17 protein-coding genes are annotated in these 21,617 nt (G+C 57.9%); 10 read left to right on the plus strand and 7 right to left on the minus strand.

Annotated elements, in window-relative coordinates:
* The first annotated feature begins 3 nt into the window (after window positions 1-3).
* From QPL95_RS01200 to ccmI, 4 genes are read left to right on the plus strand one after another with little or no spacing between them, the layout of a single operon-like run.
* Window positions 4-2,004, plus strand: a complete 2,001-nt coding sequence (locus QPL95_RS01200) for a heme lyase CcmF/NrfE family subunit (RefSeq protein ID WP_303289193.1) — start codon at window positions 4-6, stop codon at window positions 2,002-2,004.
* Window positions 2,001-2,537, plus strand: a complete 537-nt coding sequence (locus QPL95_RS01205) for a DsbE family thiol:disulfide interchange protein (protein ID WP_303289194.1) — start codon at window positions 2,001-2,003, stop codon at window positions 2,535-2,537. Before QPL95_RS01200 ends, QPL95_RS01205 begins: the two co-directional genes overlap by 4 nt.
* A complete protein-coding gene (locus QPL95_RS01210; protein ID WP_303289195.1) occupies window positions 2,537-3,010 on the plus strand; it encodes a cytochrome c-type biogenesis protein in 474 nt (157 codons plus the stop codon). The genes QPL95_RS01205 and QPL95_RS01210 overlap by 1 nt, the downstream gene beginning before the upstream one ends.
* 41 nt (window positions 3,011-3,051) lie before the next feature.
* Entirely contained in the window at window positions 3,052-4,323 is a 1,272-nt protein-coding gene (gene ccmI / locus QPL95_RS01215; protein WP_303289196.1) for a c-type cytochrome biogenesis protein CcmI, read from the plus strand.
* 28 nt (window positions 4,324-4,351) lie between these two features.
* Here ccmI and QPL95_RS01220 read toward each other — a convergent pair whose 3' ends face one another.
* Genes QPL95_RS01220 through QPL95_RS01245 form a run of 6 tightly spaced genes read right to left on the minus strand, consistent with a single transcriptional unit; the run spans window position 4,352 to window position 11,304 of the window.
* The gene (locus QPL95_RS01220) at window positions 4,352-6,085 is read right to left on the minus strand and encodes a BatD family protein (RefSeq protein WP_303289197.1); all 1,734 of its coding nucleotides are present in this window, start codon (window positions 6,083-6,085) and stop codon (window positions 4,352-4,354) included.
* Window positions 6,079-7,914, minus strand: coding sequence for a VWA domain-containing protein (locus QPL95_RS01225; protein ID WP_303289198.1), 1,836 nt, complete (start codon window positions 7,912-7,914; stop codon window positions 6,079-6,081). Before QPL95_RS01225 ends, QPL95_RS01220 begins: the two co-directional genes overlap by 7 nt.
* The gene (locus QPL95_RS01230) at window positions 7,907-8,929 is read right to left on the minus strand and encodes a VWA domain-containing protein (RefSeq protein ID WP_303289199.1); all 1,023 of its coding nucleotides are present in this window, start codon (window positions 8,927-8,929) and stop codon (window positions 7,907-7,909) included. The genes QPL95_RS01225 and QPL95_RS01230 overlap by 8 nt, the downstream gene beginning before the upstream one ends.
* The gene (locus QPL95_RS01235) at window positions 8,926-9,402 is read right to left on the minus strand and encodes a DUF4381 domain-containing protein (protein ID WP_303289200.1); all 477 of its coding nucleotides are present in this window, start codon (window positions 9,400-9,402) and stop codon (window positions 8,926-8,928) included. The genes QPL95_RS01230 and QPL95_RS01235 overlap by 4 nt, the downstream gene beginning before the upstream one ends.
* Window positions 9,399-10,337: a DUF58 domain-containing protein gene (locus tag QPL95_RS01240; RefSeq protein ID WP_303289201.1), complete on the minus strand. Its 939-nt coding sequence runs from the start codon at window positions 10,335-10,337 to the stop codon at window positions 9,399-9,401. The genes QPL95_RS01235 and QPL95_RS01240 overlap by 4 nt, the downstream gene beginning before the upstream one ends.
* Before the next feature lie 4 nt (window positions 10,338-10,341).
* Window positions 10,342-11,304 (minus strand): MoxR family ATPase, encoded by a 963-nt coding sequence (locus QPL95_RS01245; protein ID WP_303289202.1) that lies wholly within the window; start codon window positions 11,302-11,304, stop codon window positions 10,342-10,344.
* Window positions 11,305-11,469: 165 nt separating this feature from the next.
* On the opposite strand from QPL95_RS01245, the gene QPL95_RS01250 reads away from it, so the two are divergent.
* The 4 genes from QPL95_RS01250 to QPL95_RS01265 all read left to right on the plus strand — a co-directional run bounded on the left by QPL95_RS01250 (window position 11,470) and on the right by QPL95_RS01265 (window position 19,181).
* A complete protein-coding gene (locus QPL95_RS01250) occupies window positions 11,470-16,362 on the plus strand; it encodes an NAD-glutamate dehydrogenase (protein ID WP_303289203.1) in 4,893 nt (1,630 codons plus the stop codon).
* Window positions 16,363-16,505: 143 nt separating this feature from the next.
* Complete coding sequence (locus QPL95_RS01255; protein WP_303289204.1) at window positions 16,506-16,679, plus strand: hypothetical protein; 174 nt, start codon at window positions 16,506-16,508, stop codon at window positions 16,677-16,679.
* Window positions 16,680-16,840: 161 nt separating this feature from the next.
* Window positions 16,841-17,896 carry a class I SAM-dependent methyltransferase gene (locus QPL95_RS01260; protein ID WP_303289205.1) on the plus strand — a complete coding sequence of 352 codons (1,056 nt, stop codon included), beginning with the start codon at window positions 16,841-16,843 and terminating at the stop codon, window positions 17,894-17,896.
* Window positions 17,897-18,035: 139 nt separating this feature from the next.
* Entirely contained in the window at window positions 18,036-19,181 is a 1,146-nt protein-coding gene (locus tag QPL95_RS01265) for a class I SAM-dependent methyltransferase (protein ID WP_303289206.1), read from the plus strand.
* Here the strand turns inward: QPL95_RS01265 and QPL95_RS01270 are convergent.
* Window positions 19,178-19,798 carry a riboflavin synthase subunit alpha gene (locus tag QPL95_RS01270; protein ID WP_303289207.1) on the minus strand — a complete coding sequence of 207 codons (621 nt, stop codon included), beginning with the start codon at window positions 19,796-19,798 and terminating at the stop codon, window positions 19,178-19,180. The two genes, QPL95_RS01265 and QPL95_RS01270, sit on opposite strands and share 4 nt — an antisense overlap.
* Before the next feature lie 143 nt (window positions 19,799-19,941).
* On the opposite strand from QPL95_RS01270, the gene QPL95_RS01275 reads away from it, so the two are divergent.
* The gene (locus tag QPL95_RS01275) at window positions 19,942-20,823 is read left to right on the plus strand and encodes a hypothetical protein (protein ID WP_303289208.1); all 882 of its coding nucleotides are present in this window, start codon (window positions 19,942-19,944) and stop codon (window positions 20,821-20,823) included.
* Between the two features lie 60 nt (window positions 20,824-20,883).
* Window positions 20,884-21,561: a TetR/AcrR family transcriptional regulator gene (locus tag QPL95_RS01280; protein WP_303289209.1), complete on the plus strand. Its 678-nt coding sequence runs from the start codon at window positions 20,884-20,886 to the stop codon at window positions 21,559-21,561.
* Window positions 21,562-21,617 lie beyond the last annotated feature (56 nt).

The raw sequence follows: 21,617 nt of genomic DNA on the forward strand, positions 1-21,617 counted from the left end.
CTGATGTATCCGGAACTCGGACAAATTGCACTGATTCTTGCACTGTTGCTGGCGGTGCTGCTTTCTGTTGTGCCGCTGGCGGGCGCTTTGACCGGGCGCGACAGTCTGCAGGCGTTTGCCCGGCCACTGGCATCCGGCATGTTTGTGTTCACCGGACTGGCGTTCGCCATACTGACTCACGCGTTCATCGTCGATGATTTTTCTGTGGCCTACGTGGCCAACAACAGCAACAGCATGCTGCCCTGGTTCTATAAATTCAGTGCGGTTTGGGGTGGTCACGAAGGCTCCCTGCTGTTGTGGATTCTGATGCTGACGGGCTGGACGCTGGCAGTGGCTGTATTCAGTCGCAAGTTGCCCTCGACCATGGTGTCGCAGGTTTTGTCGGTCATGGGCATGGTGTGCGTGGGCTTCTTCCTGTTCATCATCGTTACCTCGAATCCGTTTGATCGGTTGCTCCCGAACGTTCCGACTGACGGTCAGGATCTCAACCCCTTGCTCCAGGACATTGGGCTGATCATTCACCCGCCTATGCTGTATATGGGGTATGTCGGCTTTTCCGTGGCCTTCGCCTTTGCTCTCGCTGCTCTGATCAATGGCCGACTGGACGCGGCCTGGGCCCGCTGGTCCCGGCCCTGGACCACCATTGCCTGGTCGTTCCTGACCATCGGCATCGCGCTGGGCAGCTGGTGGGCTTACTACGAGCTTGGCTGGGGCGGCTGGTGGTTCTGGGATCCGGTAGAAAACGCATCCCTGTTGCCCTGGTTGTCCGGCACCGCGCTGATGCACTCGCTGGCGGTGACCGAAAAACGCGGCGTGTTCAAAAGCTGGACCGTATTGCTGGCCATCGTGACTTTCGCACTGAGCTTGCTGGGCGCCTTCCTGGTGCGCTCCGGCGTTCTCACCTCGGTACATGCGTTCGCTTCGGACCCTGAGCGTGGCTCGTTCCTGTTGATGCTGCTGGGTATCACCGTGGTCGGCAGTCTGGCGCTCTATGCGTTCCGGGCTCCTGTGGTGCACGTGCGGTCCCGCTATGGCTCACTGTCACGGGAAATCTTCCTGCTTTTGAACAATGTGCTATTGGTTACCGCAACGCTTCTGGTGGCCATCGGCACCTTGTACCCGCTGGTTCTGGATTATCTGGATATGGGCAAGTTGTCGATTGGCGAGCCCTTTTTCAATACCACCTTCAGCCCGCTCGCAATCGCTGCGGGCCTGTTGTTGGGTACCGGCATCTTCTCGCGCTGGAAGAAGACCGATGGCGGATGGCTGGGCCGTAAACTGCTGTGGCCCCTCGCGGTAAGTCTGGTTGCCAGTGTCGCGGTCATTAAGATGTACGGCGACTTCAAGCCCTGGGCCTTTGCCGGTGTGTTCACGGCCATATGGGTGACGGTTGCCACCCTGTGGGACCTGTGGGACAAGTCGTCATCCCGTAAAGGGCGACTGCATGGTCTGAAGCGCCAGACCCGGAGTTACTGGGGCATGGTGCTTGGCCATCTGGGCGTTGCGATGGTGATGGCCGGTGCGACGGTGGTTTCGAACTACGGTATTGAGCGCGATGTGCGCATGGTGCCGGGCGACTCAGCGATGGTGGGTGACTACCAGATTCTCTTCAAAGAGATCGGAGACCGCCGGGGTGCCAATTTCACGGCTCAATACGGCAGTTTCGATGTGCTGCTGGACGGCAAGAAGGTGTCTGAGTTGCACCCGGAAAAGCGTAACTATCCGGTGGGTATGAGCGTGATGACCGAGGCGGACATTGACGCCGGGTTGTTCCGGGACATCTTCGTGGCCATCGGTGAGCGTATTTCGGATGAGGCCTGGGCGATTCGTGTGCAGTACAAGCCTCTGGTGCGCTGGTTGTGGTTAGGATCCTTGATCATGGCGATAGGTGGTTTCCTGGCAATTGCGGACAAACGTTACCGGATTAAAGCCCGTAACGAAGCCGCGGATAAGGCACGGGCGGGCAACCTTGTGACCGGCAAGCACGCGGAGGCTTCGTCATGAAGCGTGTGCTGCTTTTTTTGCCTCTGGTTTTTGCCGTTGCGGTCGGTGTTTTCCTTGCCGCAGGTATCGGTAAGGATCCAACCAAGCTGGAATCAGCGCGTATCGGCAAGCCGGTACCGGACTTCAGTTTGCAGAGCCTGAACGACCCCGAGCAGCTGCTGGATGCGTCGCTGCTCAAGGGTGAGGTGTCGCTGCTGAATGTCTGGGCGGAATGGTGTCCGGCTTGCTGGGATGAACATGGATACCTGATGCAGCTGGCAAACGAGAAAGGCGTTCGCATTATCGGGCTCAACTACAAGGATCAGCGGGAAACGGCATTCCGTTTCCTCGGGCGCCTGGGAAATCCGTACCAGCAGATCATCTTCGACCCGCAGGGCTCACTCGGCTTTGATCTCGGGGTCTACGGCGCTCCGGAAACCTTCGTAATTGACGCTGAGGGTGTGGTTCAGTACCGCCATGTGGGCGTCGTCAATGAGCAGGTGTGGGAAGAAATTCTGCTGCCCGTGATCAACAAGGCCAGGGGGAAAAGTTGATGCGTTACCTGACTGCCCTGATGTTTTTGCTTGCGTTGGCGGGCGTTGCCCGCGCTGAGGTAGCAGAAGTTTACGACTTCGAAACCCGGGCAGAAGAGCAGCGATACCGGGATCTGATTGCTGAGCTTCGCTGCCCGAAGTGCCAGAACCAGAACATTGCCGATTCCAACGCCCCGATCTCGAAAGATATGCGCGATCAGGTCTACCGCCTGATGCGCGAGGGCGCTTCAGACGATGAAATTGTTGGCGATCTGGTCGACCGGTTCGGAGAGTTTGTCCAATACAAACCACCGGTCGACAAACGCACGATTGTACTTTGGGCATTTCCTGCCATTGCCGTCATAGGTGGTGTTCTGATTGTTGCCGGGGTGGCGATGCGCTCCCGAAAGCGAGATCAGGAAGAGCCTGCCCTGAGCCAGGAAGAAAAGGCTCGGGTTCGACAGATGCTGGCAGACAAGGATCAGCAATCTTAAGTTGATCCGCGCAACACATTTCTAACGGTGACAATGACTCCATGACCGAAACATTCTGGATTGCCGCAGCGGTACTCATTCTGTTTGCCCTCGCGTTTGTACTTTACCCGGTATTTTTCCACCGGCCGAAATCAAGAATTGAGTCTGATCTCCGAAACCAGAACCTGCTGGCCTATAAATCGCGCCTCAGGGAACTGGACGAGGAGCATGAAGCCGGAGTTCTTGATGATGAAACCTACGAGCAGCTGAAAGACGAACTGGCGGGCTCCATGCTCGATGATGTACCTGAGCATGCAGTACCGGAGAAGCACGTGCCCGGCCGGCGCAGCGCCATGGCGGTGGGCTTGCTGGCCATTCTGCTGATTCCGGCCGTTGCTTTTTATGCGTATCAGCAGTGGGGCTCGATGGATCAGGTAGAACAGTTCATCACCATGCAGCAGATGGACGCATCGGGTAATGACCAGGTCGCTCGTATGGCGGAACTGGCCGACCAGTTGAGACAGCGGTTGGAGGCTGCCCCGGATAATGCCGACGGCTGGGCCATGCTTGGCCAAACGTACATGCGGATCGAAAAGTACCGGGATGCAGCTGAGGCCTATCAGCGACTGGCCGGCGTGGTTGCTGAAGACCCCAGTGCCAGTGCGGTTGCCTATGGATTGTCGGCACAGGCGCTGTTTTTTGATACCGAAGGGCAGATGACTGCGGATGTTCAGCAGGCGATTTCCAACGCCCGGGCATTGAACCCGGACGAAGTTAATTCGCTGGGGCTGCTGGGGATACACGCCTTCAGCCAGCAGAACTATCGGGAAGCGATCGAGTATTGGGGGGCCATTGTCGACGTTGCGCCAGATCACCCCCAAATTGCCGCTATTCGCGGGGGCATCGCCGAAGCTTACACCCGCCTGGGAGAAACACCACCCGCAGAGCCCGGCGCTGAAGCCGCTGAGCCGTCAGCGGGTGTTGACCTCCGGGTGTCACTGGACGATGCCTTCCTGGATCAGGTGCCGGCCGATACCACGTTGTTTATCTTTGCCCGCGCCGCCGGAACCTCGAGCGGCGCACCGGTTGCGGTTGCCCGTTTGAATGCGGGCGCTCTGCCTGCGGATATTCGCCTGGACGACAGCTATGCCATGTCACCGCAGGCGACGATTTCTTCAGCGCAAGAGGTGGTGATTGTGGCCAGGTTGAGCCGGAGTGGCACCATCAACCCGCAGCCGGGCGACTGGCAGGGCCAGGTCGAAGCCGAGGTACTGTCACCGGGGGCTGAAAGCCAGCGGGTGGAGCTGGTAATTAATCAGCAGCTCACCAACTGACCGTCAGTACTATTTCGGGCCCGTCCGATTATCCTGATAATCCGGACGGGTAGAGCGGCGCCAGTCCATCCTCCCGGCTAACCGTCTCTTTGTGCTCCCTCAGCCGAGAGACGGCTTCTAGCAGCGATCCTTTCAGCGTTCTATCCATACCCCCGTTGCTGGTACTGCCCGACGCGTAGAGGTCCCTCTGGTACTCTCTGAGCGCTTTTTCCAGAGCCTGATCGTGACTGAATCTTGCCACCTCTTCGGCGGTTACAAAGCCCTGACGGGGGAATTTCAGCCGTGCCCAGCGCAGCAGCATCCGGGAGACCTCGGGTGACCCCCGGTGGATGCTGGCGGTCAGCTGTTCGAACGCTGCCTTTTCACTGTCGTCATGAGGCTCTGCCATTTCCGGCTTGCTGCCATGACGTTTCCGGTACAGCCACCAGAGCACCAGTGTAGCCAGCCACAAGCTGCCCAGTACCAAGGTGCTCCACAACCAGGGGGAGCGGGTGTCCGTGGGTGAAACGGGCTCTGGCCCCGAGACGTCATTGATCGTGTTATCCGATATTGCCGATTCATCGGCGACAGATTCGGCGGCGGCAACGTTCTCACCGTCAATCAAGTAGCGCCTTTCTGGCAGGATGGCCTCTTCCAACTGATCGGTTTTGGTATTCCACCAGGGTATACGGACGGCTGGCAGAACGATGTCACCGGCATTCACCGGTACCAGTGCCGACACCTGCTGCAGCGTGGATCGCAAGCCGTCTTGTGTGGGCTCGGTGTTTCGCTGGGGTTGCTCAGGGTAGTGCCTGATCGCCGCCGGATACTCAATGGGCAGCGGGGGCAGTGCTTCAGCAGGCAAACCGGACGCCTGCAGCGTGATTTTCCGGTTCAGATTACTGCCGGAGGTGAGTTCCTGTGTAGACGGCAGTCCTTCTTCCGAGAGCGCCAGGCTGGTCGCGGGCAGCCAGGGGTGATTGTCCGGGTAGTTGGCAGGCACCGGTTTGACAGGGACGCTGTACAGTTGTTGTGTATCCCGCAGGAAGCGCAGTTGGCCGGAGGCATCCCGAACCTGACCTTCAAACCGGATCGGGGGCAGGCTGAGCTCACCGTGGCTTTGCGGAAATATCGCATAGCGCCGCTCTACCACACGGTAGCGCCTGCCATCCCTCTGGGTGGTAAATTCCCGCTGTTTGCCAAGACCTTCGATAATGGCGTCCGGATGGTCCGGATCAGACAGTTCTCCGCGAATCAGGTTGCCGGAGAAATACAGCTGCACCGTGAGAACCAGTTGCTCTTGCACGTACATTTCAGCCTTGTCTGCAGACAGCTCTATAAAGCTGTCCCGACTGGGTGCGGGTTGATCAGGGGGCGTGTCGTCAACCACGTCGATCGTTACGGGTTCTGAGGTGGAGTCCTTGAACGTCAGTGAGGGTATGGTGAGCTTGCCGGTGCGGGCAGGGGCCAGTTGGTAGGTCCAGGTGATCTCACCGACCATGTCGTTATTGACTGTTTGCACACTGTAACGCTGGTTACGGGCCAGAATCTCGAAGTCGGGTTCTACTTTTTCAATATCCGGGGACGGGAGCTGTGACAGATCAAAACTGAACAGGTTGCTCAGGTTGATCTCGATTTCCATGGAGCCTTTGACGGTGAGGGTCAGCACTTCGCCTTCATAAAGCTGCGTGCGATCCGGCTCGACGATAAGCTCATTGGCAGAAGCCTGGCCCGCCAACAGGAGCAGGCAAAAGAAGAGGGATGACAGAACGTGTTTTACCATGGTGTATCGCCCTCGTCGGGTTGAGTCTGGCGCTGTTGATATTGTTGCAGGAACTTGCGTTGCAGCAGTCCTCCGGGGTTGTCCGGCACGCGCCGCAACCATTGCTCCTGACCCTGGCTTAAGGGCTGCTCGGTAACCGGTACCGGTGCTTCGGCACGGGGCTGAGCCTCGGCTTGCGGGTCGGATGGTTGGCCAGAGGTGGGTTGCTCGCCTTCGGCTGGTTCCGGGGCTTGTGGTTCAGAGGATGCCTGGCCGGGATCGTCCTGACGTTCGGCGTTCTGTGTATCCTGGGGTTGCTGCTGGTTTTGCGGGTTGCTGTCCTGGCTCTCACGGTTGTCGCCGGGCTGGCCGTCATTGCTCTGTTGCGACTGGCTGTTCTGACTGTCGGAGCGGTTCTGCTGGTCAGAATTCTGTTCCTGGTTCTGGTCACCCTCCTGCCCGGGGTTCTGCTGCTGTTGCTGTTGGTTCAGCATTTGCTGCACCAGCTCCTGATTGAACCGGGCATCTTCATGGTTCGGGTTTTCCGCCAGCGCTTTCTGATAAGCCTCAAGGGCTGGCCGCAGTTTTCCGGCTTTAGCCAGGGCGTTGCCGCGATTGTAATGGCCGTTGGCGCCCGGGAGTTCAGAAAATGCCTTAATGGCATCGTCATAGCGTTCGGAACGATACAGCGCCGAGCCCCGCCAGCCCGGTTGTTCGAGAAGTTCTGCCGCTTGTGCCGGGTTCTGTTCAATCAACTCCGGCCCCCGTTGGTCTTCCCGTTGCCACAGGCTGCCCCAGTCCAGTGCCAGTGCGGGGCGCGAGCCCACAGTCAGGGGCAGAAGTGACAGTGCCAGTATCGCGAAAGCACCCCGGCGCCAGCCCAAAAGGAGCAGTGGTAAAGCAAGCCACAACAGCCAATAGCCGTCGTCCTGCCAGCGGTTGATGGTCAGCCCGTCCCGGGTTTCGGCCCACTCGCCGGTCACATCGGGTTCCAGTTCAAGGGCCTGGATATCGGTATTATTCAGGGTCAGTTCATGGCTTTTTCCGCCCGCACTGCGGGCCAGGTCGGCCAGGCCAGTCGGGTCTGCCTTGGTGATGACGATGTTGTTGCCGTCCCGGATAAAACCGCGGCGAGCAAGGGGGATGGGGCCACCTTCTTCGGTTCCCACGGTCAGCGTGCTGAGAGTGTAAGGCGTGGCGTTGAGCCGGTTGCTTACCGGTATCTGATATTTTGCCGGTACGTCGTCGGCAATCAGCAGAATGCGGCCGCGACCGGGCGCACCGTTCTCCAGCAATCGAACAGCCTGCTCGATTGCCAGGTCTGTGCGGTTGCCCTGGGCCGGCATAATGGTGGGCTCCAGCACTCGCAACATCGCCTCTATCGTCCGGTGATCCTCGGTCAAGGGCGTGACAACATGGGCATCGCCGGAGTACACCAGAAGTGCGGTCAAGCCGCCCTGGCGTTCAGCAAGAATGTCCCGCACTTTGCGTTTGGCTAGGGTCAGGCGGTCCGGTTCTACGTCAGTGGCCAGCATGGAGAGTGAAAGGTCCAGAGCGATCACCAGGCTGTCTTCCGGCTGTTTAAGGGGCGTAGGTGCCTGGCGCCAGCTTGGCCCCGCAAGGGCAAGAGCCAGGATCACGGCCGCCAGGCTCACCGCCAACAGAGGGGACGAGGGTTTTTGGCCTGCCTGCTCCCCCCGGCGTCGAATCAGCGGCTGCAGCAGTGCGGGGGGAATGTAACGAGCCCAGCCGGTATTGCCTTGCCTTAACCGGTGTTGCGCCAGGTACAGCAGCGGCAATGTGAGGATCAGAAAAAGCCAGAGCGGGCGCAGGAAATGAAAGTCAGCCACGGTCAACCTCCCCCAGAGCATCAGTCGGGTGGTAACGGCCGCTCACCAGCCGGTTGGCTAATAATATCAGCCAGATGGCGATGGCTATCCCGGCGGGCCAGACATAGAGTTCCGTTACCGGGCGAAAGTACTGCCCGTCTTGCTCCACCGGTTCCAGCTGGTTAATGCTGTCGTAAATCATTTCAAGTTCTGGCAGGCTCCGGGCCCGGAAATAACGACCACCGGTCTGCTCGGCCATGCGGGTCAGCAACTCTTCGTCCAGATCTCGGGAGGGGTTCACCCGGCTGGAACCAAAAAGCCCTCGCTGGAGCATGGAGTCAGCTCCGATACCGATGGTGTACAGCCGTACACCGGCGGCGTCGGCTATTTCTGTGGCCTTGTCGGGAGTGATTTCACCAGCCGTGTTGGCACCGTCAGTCAGCATGATGGCCACCCGTTGCTCCTGGGGACGATCCCGCAGCCGTTTAACGGCCAGGCCGACGGCATCGCCGATGGCGGTTGCCCTGCCGGCCATGCCCAGCCCGGCTTCATTCAACAGAGTTCGCACGGTTTCCCGGTCAAAGGTCAGGGGGGCTTGAACATAGGGTTCTGTGCCAAACAGAATCAATCCCAGCCGATCGCCTTCGCGCTGGTCAATAAAATCGTCCAGCACGCGTTTAACGGCCTGAAGCCGGTTAATGCTGCGGCCCATAAACACCATGTCCTGTTCTTCCATGCTGGGCGAAATATCCACTACCAGCATCAGGTCCCGACCGGTGACCGGCATCTGTATCTGTTCGCCCACATGCTGGGGTCGAGCCAGGGCCAGAACCAGGCACAGCCAGGCGAGCAGAACCAGCAATTGGCGCCAGCGAGGAGTGGACTGACCGGTATTTGTGACGCCGGGCATACCGGATAACCAGTGCCCGACAGGGATCACTGGAGCATCAACGGGCTCGCTTTTTTTCCTTGTCGTCAGCAAAACAAGGGGCGCCAGTGTCAGCAGCAACACCCATGGGTAAGCAAGGCTGATCATAACTGGGCCTCCAGCCACAGAGAGGCAAAGGCGAGGGCATCACGCGGTTCCAGATTCGGTTCTGGCTGCCACGGGGCTGCCGCCAGCGCTTCGGCTGTGTCCCTTGAGGCAATGCGGTCTTTGGGAAGTGTTTCGAGCAGAAAATCGATCCACTGATCACCCGTCATGGATTCCGGGTGTCGGCTGGCGTGGGTTTTGCGGGCAACGCGCTTTAAAAGGCTGTTAAGTTCACTGAACCAGCGCGGCTCATGACGGGCGTGCTCCGCCTGTCTGGCCAGCTCAGCCAGTTCCGTTCTGGCCTGCCGCTTCCACTGATTGCGTTTGTGATGGTTGCGGAACCACCAGATCAGCGCCGCCAGAATGATCAGCGCCAGGGCCGCGATTACCCACCATCCGGGCGCTGGCGGCCACCAGCCGCCGGTTGCCGGCAAGTGTATGTCGCGCAATTGTGCTAATGGATCCTGGCCGTTCATCCTATCCGTCCTCCCGGCCCGAGCTGAAGTCGTAGAGCCTCGGCCGGGTTGTCGTCGGTCATGATGGTGGCCGCCTGCACACCGGAGGTTCGGAAGCAGTTCGAGAGTTGCTGCTCATGGCTGGTGACTTTGTCGTGCCAGGCTTTTTGGAAATCCGGGTTGGCGGCATCGAACCAGACCGGACCTTCCGGCCCGGCCACGGCAAACCGGCCACTGCGGGGCAGCTCCTTTTCCAGTGGGTCCATGATTCTCAACGCGCTAACGGTGTTGTGTCGCGCGAGTGCCCCCAGCAGGCTGGTGGTGTCCGGAGTGAGCGTCATGAAGTCACTGATGATAAAAATTCGGCTGCCGGTGTGGGCAACTCGTCGGGCCTCGGCCAGCGCAGTGTTCAGCCCTGGGCCGTCGGGCAGCGAGAGCGAAGGAGGCGACTCAGGTTGGTACTGTTGCCTGGCCAGCGTGTCCAGCAGCCGTAGCAGTGATTTCTTGCGTCGGGCCGGCCGCAACACTTCCAGCGACTGGTTGTTGAAAACCAGGCCGCCAACCTGGTCTCCGGCCCAGAGCGCCAGCCAGGCCAGAAGCCCGGTAATCTGCGCGCAGCGCGCTTGTTTGTAGGCGCCGGCGCTGGCGAAAAACAGAGTTGGCCCAAGGTCTGCAATCAGCAGAACCGGGCGTTCACGTTCTTCTTCATACAGCTTGGTATGGGGTGATTGGCGCCGGGCCGTCACTCGCCAGTCAATGCTGCGAATGTCATCGCCGGGTTGGTACTGCCTGACTTCAGCGAAGGTCATGCCCCGGCCACGTTGGCGTGACTGCCGGAGGCCTGCCTGACGACCACGCACCTGGCGAACAGAGGGCAACTTGAGGGCTCGGGCATCGGCTTGCAGCCGAACCAGGTCCTGCAACGAAACGTGTGTGCCTGCGCCGGTATCGCCCATGGTGTCAGGCCGTTACCGGAACCCGGTCAATCAGACGCTGGAGCACAGCATCGGCAGTCATTCCTTCGGCCTCAGCCTCGAAGGTCAGAAGAATACGGTGTCGAAGCACATCAAATGCCATGGCACGGATGTCGTCGGGCGTCACGTAATCCCGACCATCCAGCCAGGCCAGGGACCGTGCGCATCGGTCGAGTGCAATGGTGCCCCGGGGGCTTGCGCCAAAAGCGGTCCAGCGGGCCAGTTCCGGGTCGAGTGCTGCCGCATCCCGTGTGGCCAGAATCAGTGCCAGCAGGTACTGCTCAACGGGTTCGGCCATATAAATATCCGAGATGGCCTTTCGGGCCTCCATCACCTGATCCTCTGTTAGACGAATGTCTACGTTCGGGATTCCCTGACGGTAGTCGCTGCGGGCAAGGTGCAGAATCTGTCGCTCGGCATCGGCACTCGGGTAATCGATCACCACATGCATAAGAAAACGGTCGAGCTGAGCTTCCGGCAGCGGGTAGGTGCCTTCCTGTTCGATCGGGTTCTGGGTGGCCATTACCATGAACAGTTTGGGCAGCGGGAAGGTTTGCATGCCGACACTGATCTGGCGCTCGCCCATGGCTTCGAGCAGGGCAGATTGTACCTTTGCGGGGGCGCGGTTGATTTCGTCGGCGAGTACCAGGTTATGGAAGATGGGGCCACGCTGAAATTCAAACAGCCCGGTTTCAGCCCGATAGATCTCGCTGCCGGTTACGTCGGATGGCAAGAGGTCGGGCGTGAACTGGATGCGGTGAAAATCGCCCTCAAGGTGGTCCGCCAGCGCCTTCACGGCGGTGGTTTTGGCCAGCCCGGGGGCGCCTTCTACCAGCAGGTGGCCATCGGCCAGCAGGGCAATCAAAAGGCGATCTACCAGCTTGTCCTGGCCAATGATGCGTTTTGCCAGTTGTGCTCTGAGGGCACCGAATGTTTGCTGTAACGACATGAGATCTACTGCTCTTGGTTTCTGAAGGTCCTGTGGCACCAAAGAATTGCGCCTAAGTAGTTGCCGAAGTTTTGAGGTCTGACCGGCAAAAATCAAGGGGTTGACTATGCTTATGTGACGATACCCTGATTACGTTTCTTTCACACAAATACCCAGAGGTCGGATATGAATGCGCTGACAATTGCCAGCAAAGAGCAGTTTTTCGAACAACTGGCAGAGGCTTTCGCAGGCAAAATGGTGAAAACCGAAGCGAAAAAGGTTGCCGAATTTGCGCGGCTTCATTATGCCCACATCCCGCTGGAAGAACTTGTAAGCCGTCGATTTTCGGATACCTATGGTGCAGTGCTGGCAGCCTGGCAGTTTCTGCAGAAGCGCAGTGCTGAAGAAACGCCGATTTCGGTCTTTAACCCGGATCTTGAAAGCGATGGGTGGCAGTCTACCCACACGGTTATCTTTATTCTGCACCCGAACATGCCCTTTCTGATCGACTCTCTGCGCATGGCCATCAATCAGCGAGAGATCGGCACCCACTCCATTCAGCATTCCATTCTGCAGGTTGAGCGGGAGAAATCGGGCAAGCTCAAAAAGCTGCACGGCTCAAAAAAATCGGCGGCTGCGGGTTATGAAGCCTTTATCGTGCTCGAGATCGACCGGCACAGTGCTCCTGAGGATCTCGGTAGCCTGGAGCAAACCCTGCAAAATGTGCTGCATGAAGTCCGCATCGCCGTTGATGATTTCCCGATTGTGCAGAACAAGGTCAGCGAAATTACCAAAGAGCTGGATGCCACTTCGGCTGGTATCAGCGCAGAGGACAAGGAAGAAGCCAGGGCGTTTCTGGGCTGGCTGACGGAGGATCATTTCACCTTTCTGGGCTACGACGAATACGATTTCGTTAAAGATAAGAAGGGCCTGGTGGTGCAGCGTGTGGAGAATTCTGAACTCGGTATTTTCCGGGTCAATAATGAGCGCCCGGACAAAGTGCGCCTGAATGAACTGCCTCAGCGCACTCGCCATGAGATGACCCGTACGGACGATATCTTCATCTTCGCGAAATCGGCGCAGCGGTCTCGTGTTCATCGTCCGGCGTACCCGGATTACATTGCGGTCAAAAAATTCAATGGCAAGGGCGAAGTCGTCGGGGAACGTCGCTTCCTGGGGCTCTACACCGCACGAGTGTATAACGAGCGCCCGGATGAAATTCCGCTGCTGCGTCGAAAGTTCCAGGCGGTCATGAGGCGCTCCGGTTTCATGCGCAATGACTATGCCGGAAAGGAGCTTGAGCAGATTCTGACGCTGTACCCGCGAGACGAGCTGTTCCAGATTGAAACCGAAGAGCTGCTGCAGGTCGCCAAAAGCATACTCTACATTCAGGAGCGTCGTCGCATAGAGCTGTTCATGCGGGAGGACGTTTACGGTCAGTTCGTCACCTGCCTGGCATTCTTCCCACGGGACATCTACAACACCGAGCTGCGCCTGAAGGTGGAGCAAGTGTTAAAAGAAACGCTGGATGCGGAAGACATTGAATTTGTCACCCACTTTTCTGAATCACCGCTGGCGCGGGTCCAGTTCACGATACGGGCGGCACAGGTGGAAAATCGCAAGTTGCCGCTGGCTGAGATTCGCGACAAGGTCATTGAGCTTGCCCAGTCCTGGCGTGACGGGCTCAATGAAGCGTTGAACGAAGCGTTCGGCGAGGAACAGGGCAACGAGTTGTTTCGGGTTTGGGCGGGCGGTTTCCCGGCCAGTTACACCGAAATGTTTTCACCCAGACGGGCCGCCATCGATCTGGAGCACATTACCGCCGCTGCCCGCAATGATGACCTGGCCATGAGCTTCTATCGCGCTCTGGAAGAGGACGAAAGTACTCTGCATTTCAAACTCTTCTACCCGGATGAGCCGCTGCCCCTGTCTGACGTGATGCCTATTTTTGACAACCTGGGTTTCCGGGTGATTGGCGAACACCCGTTCGAAGTGATTGATCGCACCGGGAAAACGGTCTGGATTCACGATTTCACACTGCAGGCTCACACCGGTAATGTGGTTGATATCCACCGTATTCGCCCTATTTTCGAAGAGTTGTTCCGCCGGGTATGGCACGGTGAAGCGGAAAACGACGCCTTCAACCGGATGATGTTGTCCTCCTACATGGGGTGGCGTGAGATTGCGCTGCTGCGGACCTATGCCCGGTATATGCGCCAGATTCGGTTCTCCAACAGTCAGACGTTTATTTCCAATACCCTGGTAAACCACGTCAATCTGGCCAGAATTCTGCTCGAATACTTTGAAGTTCGCTTCAACCCGGACCGCTACAAGAGCAAGGGCAAGTGCGAAGCAGCCCAGCAGAAACTCGAAATAGAATTCAATGCCGGCCTGGATGACGTCGACAACCTCAGTGAAGATCGCGTGCTGCGGCTCTATCTGGAGCTGATGCAGGCTACGCTTCGAACCAACTATTACCAGCCGGATGCAGAGGGCCAGACCAAGCCCTACATCAGCGTGAAGTTCGATCCGACCCGGATTCCGGACATGCCGCTGCCCATGCCGATGTTTGAGATTTTTGTCTACTCACCCAGGGTGGAAGGTGTGCACCTGCGTGGCGGCAAGGTCGCAAGGGGTGGTTTGCGCTGGTCAGACCGGTTTGAGGACTACCGCACCGAAGTGTTGGGCCTGGTAAAAGCCCAACAGGTGAAAAACGCCGTTATTGTGCCGGTGGGAGCCAAGGGCGGCTTTGTGGCCAAACGGCTGCCAGACCCTTCCGATCGGGAAGCCTTCCAGGCGGAGGGGATTGCCGCCTATAAAACCTTTATCCGGGGGCTGCTGGATATCACCGACAACCTGGTCGATGCCGGCATTCAGCCGCCCGCCCGCGTCGTTCGTCATGACGAAGACGACCATTATCTGGTCGTCGCGGCAGACAAGGGCACCGCGACCTTCTCCGACATTGCCAACGGCCTGGCGGCCGAGTACGACTTCTGGATGGGCGATGCGTTTGCCTCCGGCGGCAGCAATGGCTATGACCATAAGAAAATGGGCATCACCGCCCGCGGCGCCTGGGTGTCTGTTGAGCGGCACTTCCGTGAAATGGGCATTAATCCGGCGGAAGACGAATTTACCGTCATTGGTATCGGCGATATGGCGGGTGATGTGTTTGGCAACGGGTTACTCTGCTCCGAGAAAGCGCGACTTGTTGCGGCCTTCAACCACATTCACATCTTTATTGACCCGAGCCCGGATGCGGCTAAAAGCTATAAAGAGCGAAAGCGCCTCTTCGAACTGCCGCGTTCAGCCTGGACCGATTACGATCCCAAGCTGATTTCCAAAGGTGGCGGAGTTTTCAGTCGCAGCGCAAAATCCATCCCGGTCAGCCCGGAGATGAAAAAACTGCTGGGCATTAAAGCAGATCGTGTTCCCCCGAACATGCTGATCAGCCACATCCTGAAATCCGAGGTTGATCTGCTTTGGGTCGGCGGCATCGGCACCTATGTGAAAGGGGCCGCCGAGAGTCATTCTGATGTGGGTGACAAAGCCAACGATGGCTTGAGGGTCAACGGCCGTGAACTGCGGTGTAAAGTGGTCGGTGAGGGCGGTAACCTCGGCTTTACCCAGTTAGGGCGAATCGAATATGCACTGACGAGTGGTCGCCTGAATACCGACTTCATCGATAACGCCGGTGGGGTGGATTGTTCAGATCACGAAGTGAACATGAAGATTTTGCTCAACCGTGCGGTGGCCATGGGCGATCTGACAGGCAAGCAGCGCAACGTGATGCTTGAAGACATGACCGAAGACGTATCCGCCCTGGTGCTGAAGAACAACTATCGCCAGACCCAGGCCATCAGCATTGCCAGCCTGGATACCGCGCCGCGCCTGGAAGAGTATCGTCGGTTGATGAATACCTTCGAGAGCGAGGGGAAACTTAACCGGAGCCTGGAATTCCTTCCGGATGATGAGGCGTTGTCCGAGCGCAAGCTTGCCAAAAAAGGCCTGACCCGACCGGAGCTTTCGGTACTGATTTCCTACGTGAAAGGTGATCTCAAGCAAACCCTGATCGACAGCAGTCTCCCGGATAACGAGTTGCTGGAAGGTGAGATGTACAAGGTGTTCCCGAAAGATCTTACCCAGAAGTTCAAGAAAGAACTGGGTGAACACCAGTTGCGCCGGGAAATCATTGCGACTCAAATTGCGAACGACATGGTAAACCACATGGGTATTACCTTTGTTGAACGCCTGGCCCAGTCAACCGGTGCCGATGCGGCCTCTATTGCACTGGCCTGGATCATCACCCGTGACGTGTTCCGTATCGATAACTGGTGGGACAAGATCGAAGCGTTGGACTATCACGTACCGGCCAAACTGCAACTGGACTTGATGCAGGACCTGATGCGCCTGATGAGACGCTCGGTGCGCTGGCTGCTGCGCAATCGCCGGGCAGAACTCAACATTCAGAGCCACATGGAGCGGTTCGCCGACAGCGTTTGGGCCATTACGTCTAACTTGCCGGAGTACCTCGGCGAACAGGCCAGAACTCACTGGGAAAAGCGCAACCAGGAGCTGGTGGATGCCGGCGTGCCAAGAGAGTTGGCGTCGGTATTGGCCGGCACCGGTTATTTGTACTCTTCGCTGGGCATTATCGAAGCGCGAGAGGCCACGGGAATGCCGCTCAAAACGGTTGCCAACCTCTATTATGATCTGGGCGACCGGCTGGATCTCACGTGGTTTGCCAACTCCATTGCGATCCTGACGCCCAGCTCTCATTGGCAGGCGCTGGCCCGGGAAAGCTTCCGGGAGGACCTGGACTGGCAGCAGAGAGCGCTGACGACGGGCGTTCTGAAGTTGGCGAGCAAGCCTGAGAAAGTGGCAGAGAGCGTCGAAAACTGGCAACAAAAGAACCAGCACATGATTGAACGATGGAACGCCATGCTGGCCGAGCTCAAAGGTGTTCGGGAGCCAGAGTACGCCATGTACTCGGTGGCGTTGCGGGAGCTGCTGGATTTGGCGCAAAGCACGATGCACCAGCATCCGGAGCAAAAAGATTCGGCAAACCTGGTCGACAGTTAAGGCTGGGTGACCCTGCCGGGCAACATTTGTAAAAAACTGTCAAAAAATCGTGATGGGCGTCACCTGTCGGGCCCAACCCCATCACAGAAGGCTGCCTCCCTCTCTGATACAGTAGGTACTGTAAACGTGAGGGAGGTGATACCATGAAAGAACTGATGCAAAAAGCTCTGAGCGCGCTGTCGGCTCACAGGAATGAAGGTTCTGCCATGGACGGTTCCAGGTCAGAGCAGAAGCGCTCTGAAGCCAGGCCAGCTGAAGATTGGGGAATGTCTCCGGAAGACGCGCTTCGGGTTGGCACGGTCGCCCAATACAAGTAACCCTTCGGAATCTCTACCTGTCAGGCCCCTGGTGGCCGCATCAGCACCCTAAAAGCCCTGAACTGCCGGTCATTGGCATCGAACCCGTGCCGGCAGGCAGACGCAGGGCCCTTTTCCGGTTAGCATACGCCGTTTCAGCGCTATCTATGGGCCGGCTCTCTATGTCTTCACTTCCCAATACCCACGAAGTTTTGCTCCGCAACTCATCGCTGCTCAACGGCCGCATCGCCTTGCTTGGTATTTCAGATCCCGGTTTGTTGCCTCTATGCCCCTCAAACGGGTTGGCCATGACTGAGCATGCCGGTGTATTTCAGGCGCTGGCCGCCCACACCGATTGGCAAGCTTGTTTTGGCTACGAGCCTGAAGGGCTGCAGCCGGCCAGCTTCGATACTGTGGTGGTGTTTTTGCCCAAAGCCCGTGCAGAACTGGATTTGAGATTGGCGCTGGCTCGTTTTCTTGGCCGCCAGAGCGCCAGCCTTATTGTGATCGGTGAGAAGAAGGAGGGGATTTCAGGGGGTGCCAAGCAGTTTCTGGCCATGGTGCCGGACGGGTTGAAAGTCGATAGCGCTCGGCACTGCCAGGTATGGGCCGGCACCAATACTCAGCCGAAAGAAGCGTTCAGCCTGGCGGATTATCTGGCATGGACACCCGTGGCCTGCGCCGGAATTGAAGTCGCCGTTGCCGGACTTCCCGGAGTGTTCAGCGAAGGCGAGCTCGACGACGGCACTCGCCTGTTACTTGAAAACCTGGCGGAAAAGCCGCTGACCGGCGAGAAGGTGCTGGATTTCGCCTGTGGTGCAGGGGTGATTGGTGTCTGGCTACAAGCTTACCGAAAACTGGCTGGGGCTGAAGTCGGCGTGGTTGATGGCCTGGACGTGCAGGCTCAGGCGGTTGCTTGCGCCCGAGCCACTTATGCCCAGGCCGGTGCCCGTGGAGAGATTTATGCCGCCGATGGCCTGGCAAGCCTGGAGGGGCGGTGGCAGGCCGTTGTGACCAATCCGCCGTTCCACAGTGGCGTGAAGACCGATACTTCCATGACTGAGCAGTTCATCAGGCAGGTGGCTCACCATTTGGTGCCGGGCGGCGAGTTGCGCCTGGTGGCGAACACCTTTTTACCCTACGAGTCGCTGCTTCAGAGGTTTATTGGTCCGGTTCAAAAGTTGGCCCAGGACAACCGGTTTACGGTATATCGTGCCTTTCAGCGAATGCCTCGCTGACATTCGGGCAAAAAAAAGCCCCTGGGGTTAGGGGCAAAAAAAGGGTTTTTGGCGTGAACAGGGTTAACTTAGGGTTAATTTCTAGAGTAATCAGCCTAAAATCCGTGATTTTTAGGAAAGCTGAGACTGGATGCCCGAAATGACAACCGAAATACTCGAGTTCGCTGCCACAAGGCTGGTGCTGACCCGGCCGAGCGGCGACGGTCAGGCGCTCAGGGCATGGGATGCCGCTGACGAGCTGCTTCTGGAGGAGGCGCTAACGCGATTGTCGTCAGGAGATCGGGTGCTGATTGTGGACGACCAGTTCGGCGCACTGACCCTCGGGTTGGCTCAATACGCCCCGGTTTCTGTGGCGGACAGTGCCACTTTGGGCCGTGCCATCGAGATCAACGGCGCTAGCAACCCGGACAGGGCCACGCCTCTGCCGGCTTGCAGCTGGCTCAATCCGCCGTCAGGGCTGTTCGATCTGGTTGTTATGCGCATCCCCCGGCAAGCGGATTACCTGGCCTGGTTGTTGCGCTGGATCAATGGCGCACTGTCGGAGAGTGGGTGTTTGCTGGCGGGTGGGATGATCAAACACCTGCCAGACCGGAGCGTTGATGTCTTTTCGGCGGCCGTGCGCACAGAGGCCGTGCTACCGGCAAGAAAAAAAGCCCGGGTGGTGGTGTGTCGCAGAGGCTCGGGGCAGTTGTCTGGCTGGCCTGACACCTGGAAAGGTTACGAAGTGCCTCCGCTCACCGTTCCGGTGGAGGCGATGCCCGCAGTTTTCGCCCGAGACCGGCTGGATATCGGCACGCGGGAGTTATTGCCGCTGGTGGCCCCTGCCATCAGCGCTTTGCCAGAGGGTGCCAGGGTTCTGGACCTGGCTTGTGGCAACGGTGTTCTCGGGCTGGTGGCACTGGAAACCCGTGTCGATATCACGGTCGATTTCAGCGATGTATCCAGTCAGGCCGTGGTCAGTGTAAAACACAATCTCGAGCGGAGCGGGCATCTGGCGAGGGCGCAGCTACATCACAGTGATGGTATTGCCCGGGAGAGTGGGGAATATCAGTTAGTTCTGCTGAATCCACCTTTCCATGAGGGGGGTGTGGTGGGCGATCACATTGCTCAAAGGCTGTTCAGGGATGCTGCGAGGCACCTGGCACCGGGTGGGCGGCTGCTGATGGTGGGCAACCGACATCTCGGGTACCACCGAACCTTGAAACGCTATTTCGGGCACCTCGAGCAGCGGGCTGCCAGCCCGCGCTTCGTGGTGTTTGAAGCATCGCGCCCGGGTGAGGGTTAAACCGTTGGGGCAGGGCGGTCATAGCCCATTCGCGCCAGAGTGTCGACAATGGTTTGAGTCTGGCTGTCGACTTCGATATTGACCCATTGACCCTCTTTGATTGTGCCGAACGTGGTGGCCCTCAGGGTTTCGGGTATCAGGTGTACGTTAAAGCGATTTCCGTCTACCTCACCAATCGTCAGGCTTGCGCCGTTGATGGCAATGTAGCCTTTGGCGAAAACATACTTTGTCCAGGCGTCGGGTACTTCGAACCACAGGGTGACATTGTTCTCCGGCCGGATGATGTCCACTACACGGGCTGTTGTGTGTACGTGGCCACTGAGCAGATGGCCGCCAATTTCATCGCCAATTCGGGCGGCCCGCTCGAAATTGACGGTATCGCCACTGGCCAGGGCGCCCAGAGTCGTCAGCCGCAGGGTTTCCTGCATGGCATCAAAGCACAGCTTTGCGCCTTCCTGGCGGGTAACGGTCAGGCAGGTACCGTTAATGGCCACCGAAGCGCCAATGGTCACACCGTGAACTTTGTCATCAGGGAATTCGATGACCAGGGTGTTCAATCCTGGTGCCGTAATAATGTCGGTCACTTTGGCAATACCCTGAACAATACCGGTAAACATACCCCGTCTCCTGATGCGTCGTGAATGCCGCAAGGATACCGTTGGCGGTAGCGGTTGCCAACAAAGCCTGTAATCTTGATGGGCTCAAGAAACATCCGGCAGGGCCGTTACACAATTAAGTAGCCATTCAGACAGGGAGCCCCATGGCTGAAACCTCCATTAAAGCAAAGGCCGCTGACACCAATGCGCCTGCTGCTCAACTCCGCCCCGGCAGAGCCGCAGACCCGATGCCGGGCGTTGCTGCTCAAGGCAAGGGTGCTGACGATATGGCCGATAATACGCCAGCGGTCAGTCAACCGTCTGAACCTGAGTCGCCGGGTACGCCGGATGTGAGTGAGGCTGAAGACGGTGAACAGGCTCCGTCAGAAGCTGACATTGAGCTGGCGATGGCTGAGTCCCGGCAGCGCAAGCTACGGCTGATGTTGCGCCAGTGCGACCGGGTGTTGCTGATAGATTTTGATTTGCTATCGATGTCGGACTGGCCCGACAACTATCGGCTTGCCGCCGCCCGTCGCAGTCGGGACCTGTGGGCACTTTCAGCCATGGTTGCCGCAACCATCTTTCTCAGTGGCCTGACGGGGTTTGTGCCGGCCTGGGTGGCCGGTGGTGGCTTTGGTGCTTTTGTGATTATTCTGTTGCTGGGTGTCCCTGTTGTTCGGCGCATCTACACGTCAAAGCCTTCCTATCTGGATCTTGTCATGCAACGACAGCGCATGTTGCGGGATGCACGCAAGCATGTAGAACACCTGGAAGGCAAAGATGGGTTGATCTGGCAGTGCGCAAGAATGTCTGAATACAATAATGGTCTTCGCCATAGCCGATTCAGCGATTTGCTGCAGTTATCGGAACAGAGAGTGTTGCCGCGTTATCTGACCCGGCGTGAGCATCTGCGCCTTTATCTGATTTATTTGCTGGAGGCTGAAAAAGCCTACAACCGGGTTCAGCAGGCATTTTTCGATGGCAATCAGGAAGCCATAGACAAAGGCTGGCAAGGTGTTGCCGCTGCACCAGAACCGCGCACTTGACATTGCCTGCACTCAAACGTATGTTTCAAACAGACGTTTGCTAGAGGCACTGACAACAACATGGCGCAGTCTGATACCGTTGATCGCATCCTGGATGCCGCAGAGGAACTGTTTGCCGAGAGGGGGTTCTCGGAAACATCCCTTCGTATGATCACCAGTAAGGCTAAAGTAAATCTGGCCGCTGTCAATTATCACTTCGGATCGAAGAACGCACTCATCCATGCGGTGTTTGCGCGCTTTCTTTCGCCTTTCTCGGCAACCCTCGAGACCGCTTTCGATGAACTCGAAGAAAAGTGCCAGGGCAATCCGCCGACACTGAACCAAACCCTTTGGGCATTGACCGAAAGTGCGGTGCGCATGCCACAGCGTAATGAAAAAGGCATTTCCATTTTTATGCGCTTGTTGGGCCTTGCCTACACCCAGTCACAGGGTCATCTGCGCAAATTCCTCGAGCAGGAATATAATGAGCCTTTCGGGCGGTTTATGCGGCTTCTTAAAGAAGCAACGCCTGAGCTGTCATCGGTTGATCGATACTGGCGCATTCAATTCATGCTGGGCGCAACCGCCTTTACCATGTCCAGCAGTGATGCCTTGATCGGTATTCTTGAGAACAAGCTGGGCGTTGAAACCTCGGTGGAAGAAATTGCAGCCCGGTTGGTGCCGTTCCTGGCCGCAGGCATGAAAGCACCGGATAAAATCTTGATGCCACCCTCCATCAAAGGCGTTACAGTTGCCTGATCTCCCCGGCCTCGGGTAGGCTTCCCTCTGGATTTCGCCGGAGGGAGTCTGCTTTT

Source organism: Marinobacter sp. SS5-14b (assembly GCF_030541005.1).
Lineage (GTDB): Bacteria > Pseudomonadota > Gammaproteobacteria > Pseudomonadales > Oleiphilaceae > Marinobacter.

What these genes read in the sequence shown, in the direction of transcription:
- QPL95_RS01200 (WP_303289193.1), top strand. Translation starts at nt 4, where the DNA reads ATGTATCCGGAACTCGGACAAATTGCACTGATTCTTGCACTGTTGCTG.
- ccmI (WP_303289196.1), top strand. Translation starts at nt 3,052, where the DNA reads ATGACCGAAACATTCTGGATTGCCGCAGCGGTACTCATTCTGTTTGCC.
- QPL95_RS01260 (WP_303289205.1), top strand. Translation starts at nt 16,841, where the DNA reads ATGTCTTCACTTCCCAATACCCACGAAGTTTTGCTCCGCAACTCATCG.
- QPL95_RS01235 (WP_303289200.1), bottom strand. Translation starts at nt 9,402, where the DNA reads ATGAACGGCCAGGATCCATTAGCACAATTGCGCGACATACACTTGCCG.
- QPL95_RS01220 (WP_303289197.1), bottom strand. Translation starts at nt 6,085, where the DNA reads ATGGTAAAACACGTTCTGTCATCCCTCTTCTTTTGCCTGCTCCTGTTG.
- QPL95_RS01265 (WP_303289206.1), top strand. Translation starts at nt 18,036, where the DNA reads ATGACAACCGAAATACTCGAGTTCGCTGCCACAAGGCTGGTGCTGACC.
- QPL95_RS01250 (WP_303289203.1), top strand. Translation starts at nt 11,470, where the DNA reads ATGAATGCGCTGACAATTGCCAGCAAAGAGCAGTTTTTCGAACAACTG.
- QPL95_RS01205 (WP_303289194.1), top strand. Translation starts at nt 2,001, where the DNA reads ATGAAGCGTGTGCTGCTTTTTTTGCCTCTGGTTTTTGCCGTTGCGGTC.
- QPL95_RS01230 (WP_303289199.1), bottom strand. Translation starts at nt 8,929, where the DNA reads ATGATCAGCCTTGCTTACCCATGGGTGTTGCTGCTGACACTGGCGCCC.
- QPL95_RS01255 (WP_303289204.1), top strand. Translation starts at nt 16,506, where the DNA reads ATGAAAGAACTGATGCAAAAAGCTCTGAGCGCGCTGTCGGCTCACAGG.
- QPL95_RS01270 (WP_303289207.1), bottom strand. Translation starts at nt 19,798, where the DNA reads ATGTTTACCGGTATTGTTCAGGGTATTGCCAAAGTGACCGACATTATT.
- QPL95_RS01245 (WP_303289202.1), bottom strand. Translation starts at nt 11,304, where the DNA reads ATGTCGTTACAGCAAACATTCGGTGCCCTCAGAGCACAACTGGCAAAA.
- QPL95_RS01210 (WP_303289195.1), top strand. Translation starts at nt 2,537, where the DNA reads ATGCGTTACCTGACTGCCCTGATGTTTTTGCTTGCGTTGGCGGGCGTT.
- QPL95_RS01240 (WP_303289201.1), bottom strand. Translation starts at nt 10,337, where the DNA reads ATGGGCGATACCGGCGCAGGCACACACGTTTCGTTGCAGGACCTGGTT.
- QPL95_RS01275 (WP_303289208.1), top strand. Translation starts at nt 19,942, where the DNA reads ATGGCTGAAACCTCCATTAAAGCAAAGGCCGCTGACACCAATGCGCCT.
- QPL95_RS01280 (WP_303289209.1), top strand. Translation starts at nt 20,884, where the DNA reads ATGGCGCAGTCTGATACCGTTGATCGCATCCTGGATGCCGCAGAGGAA.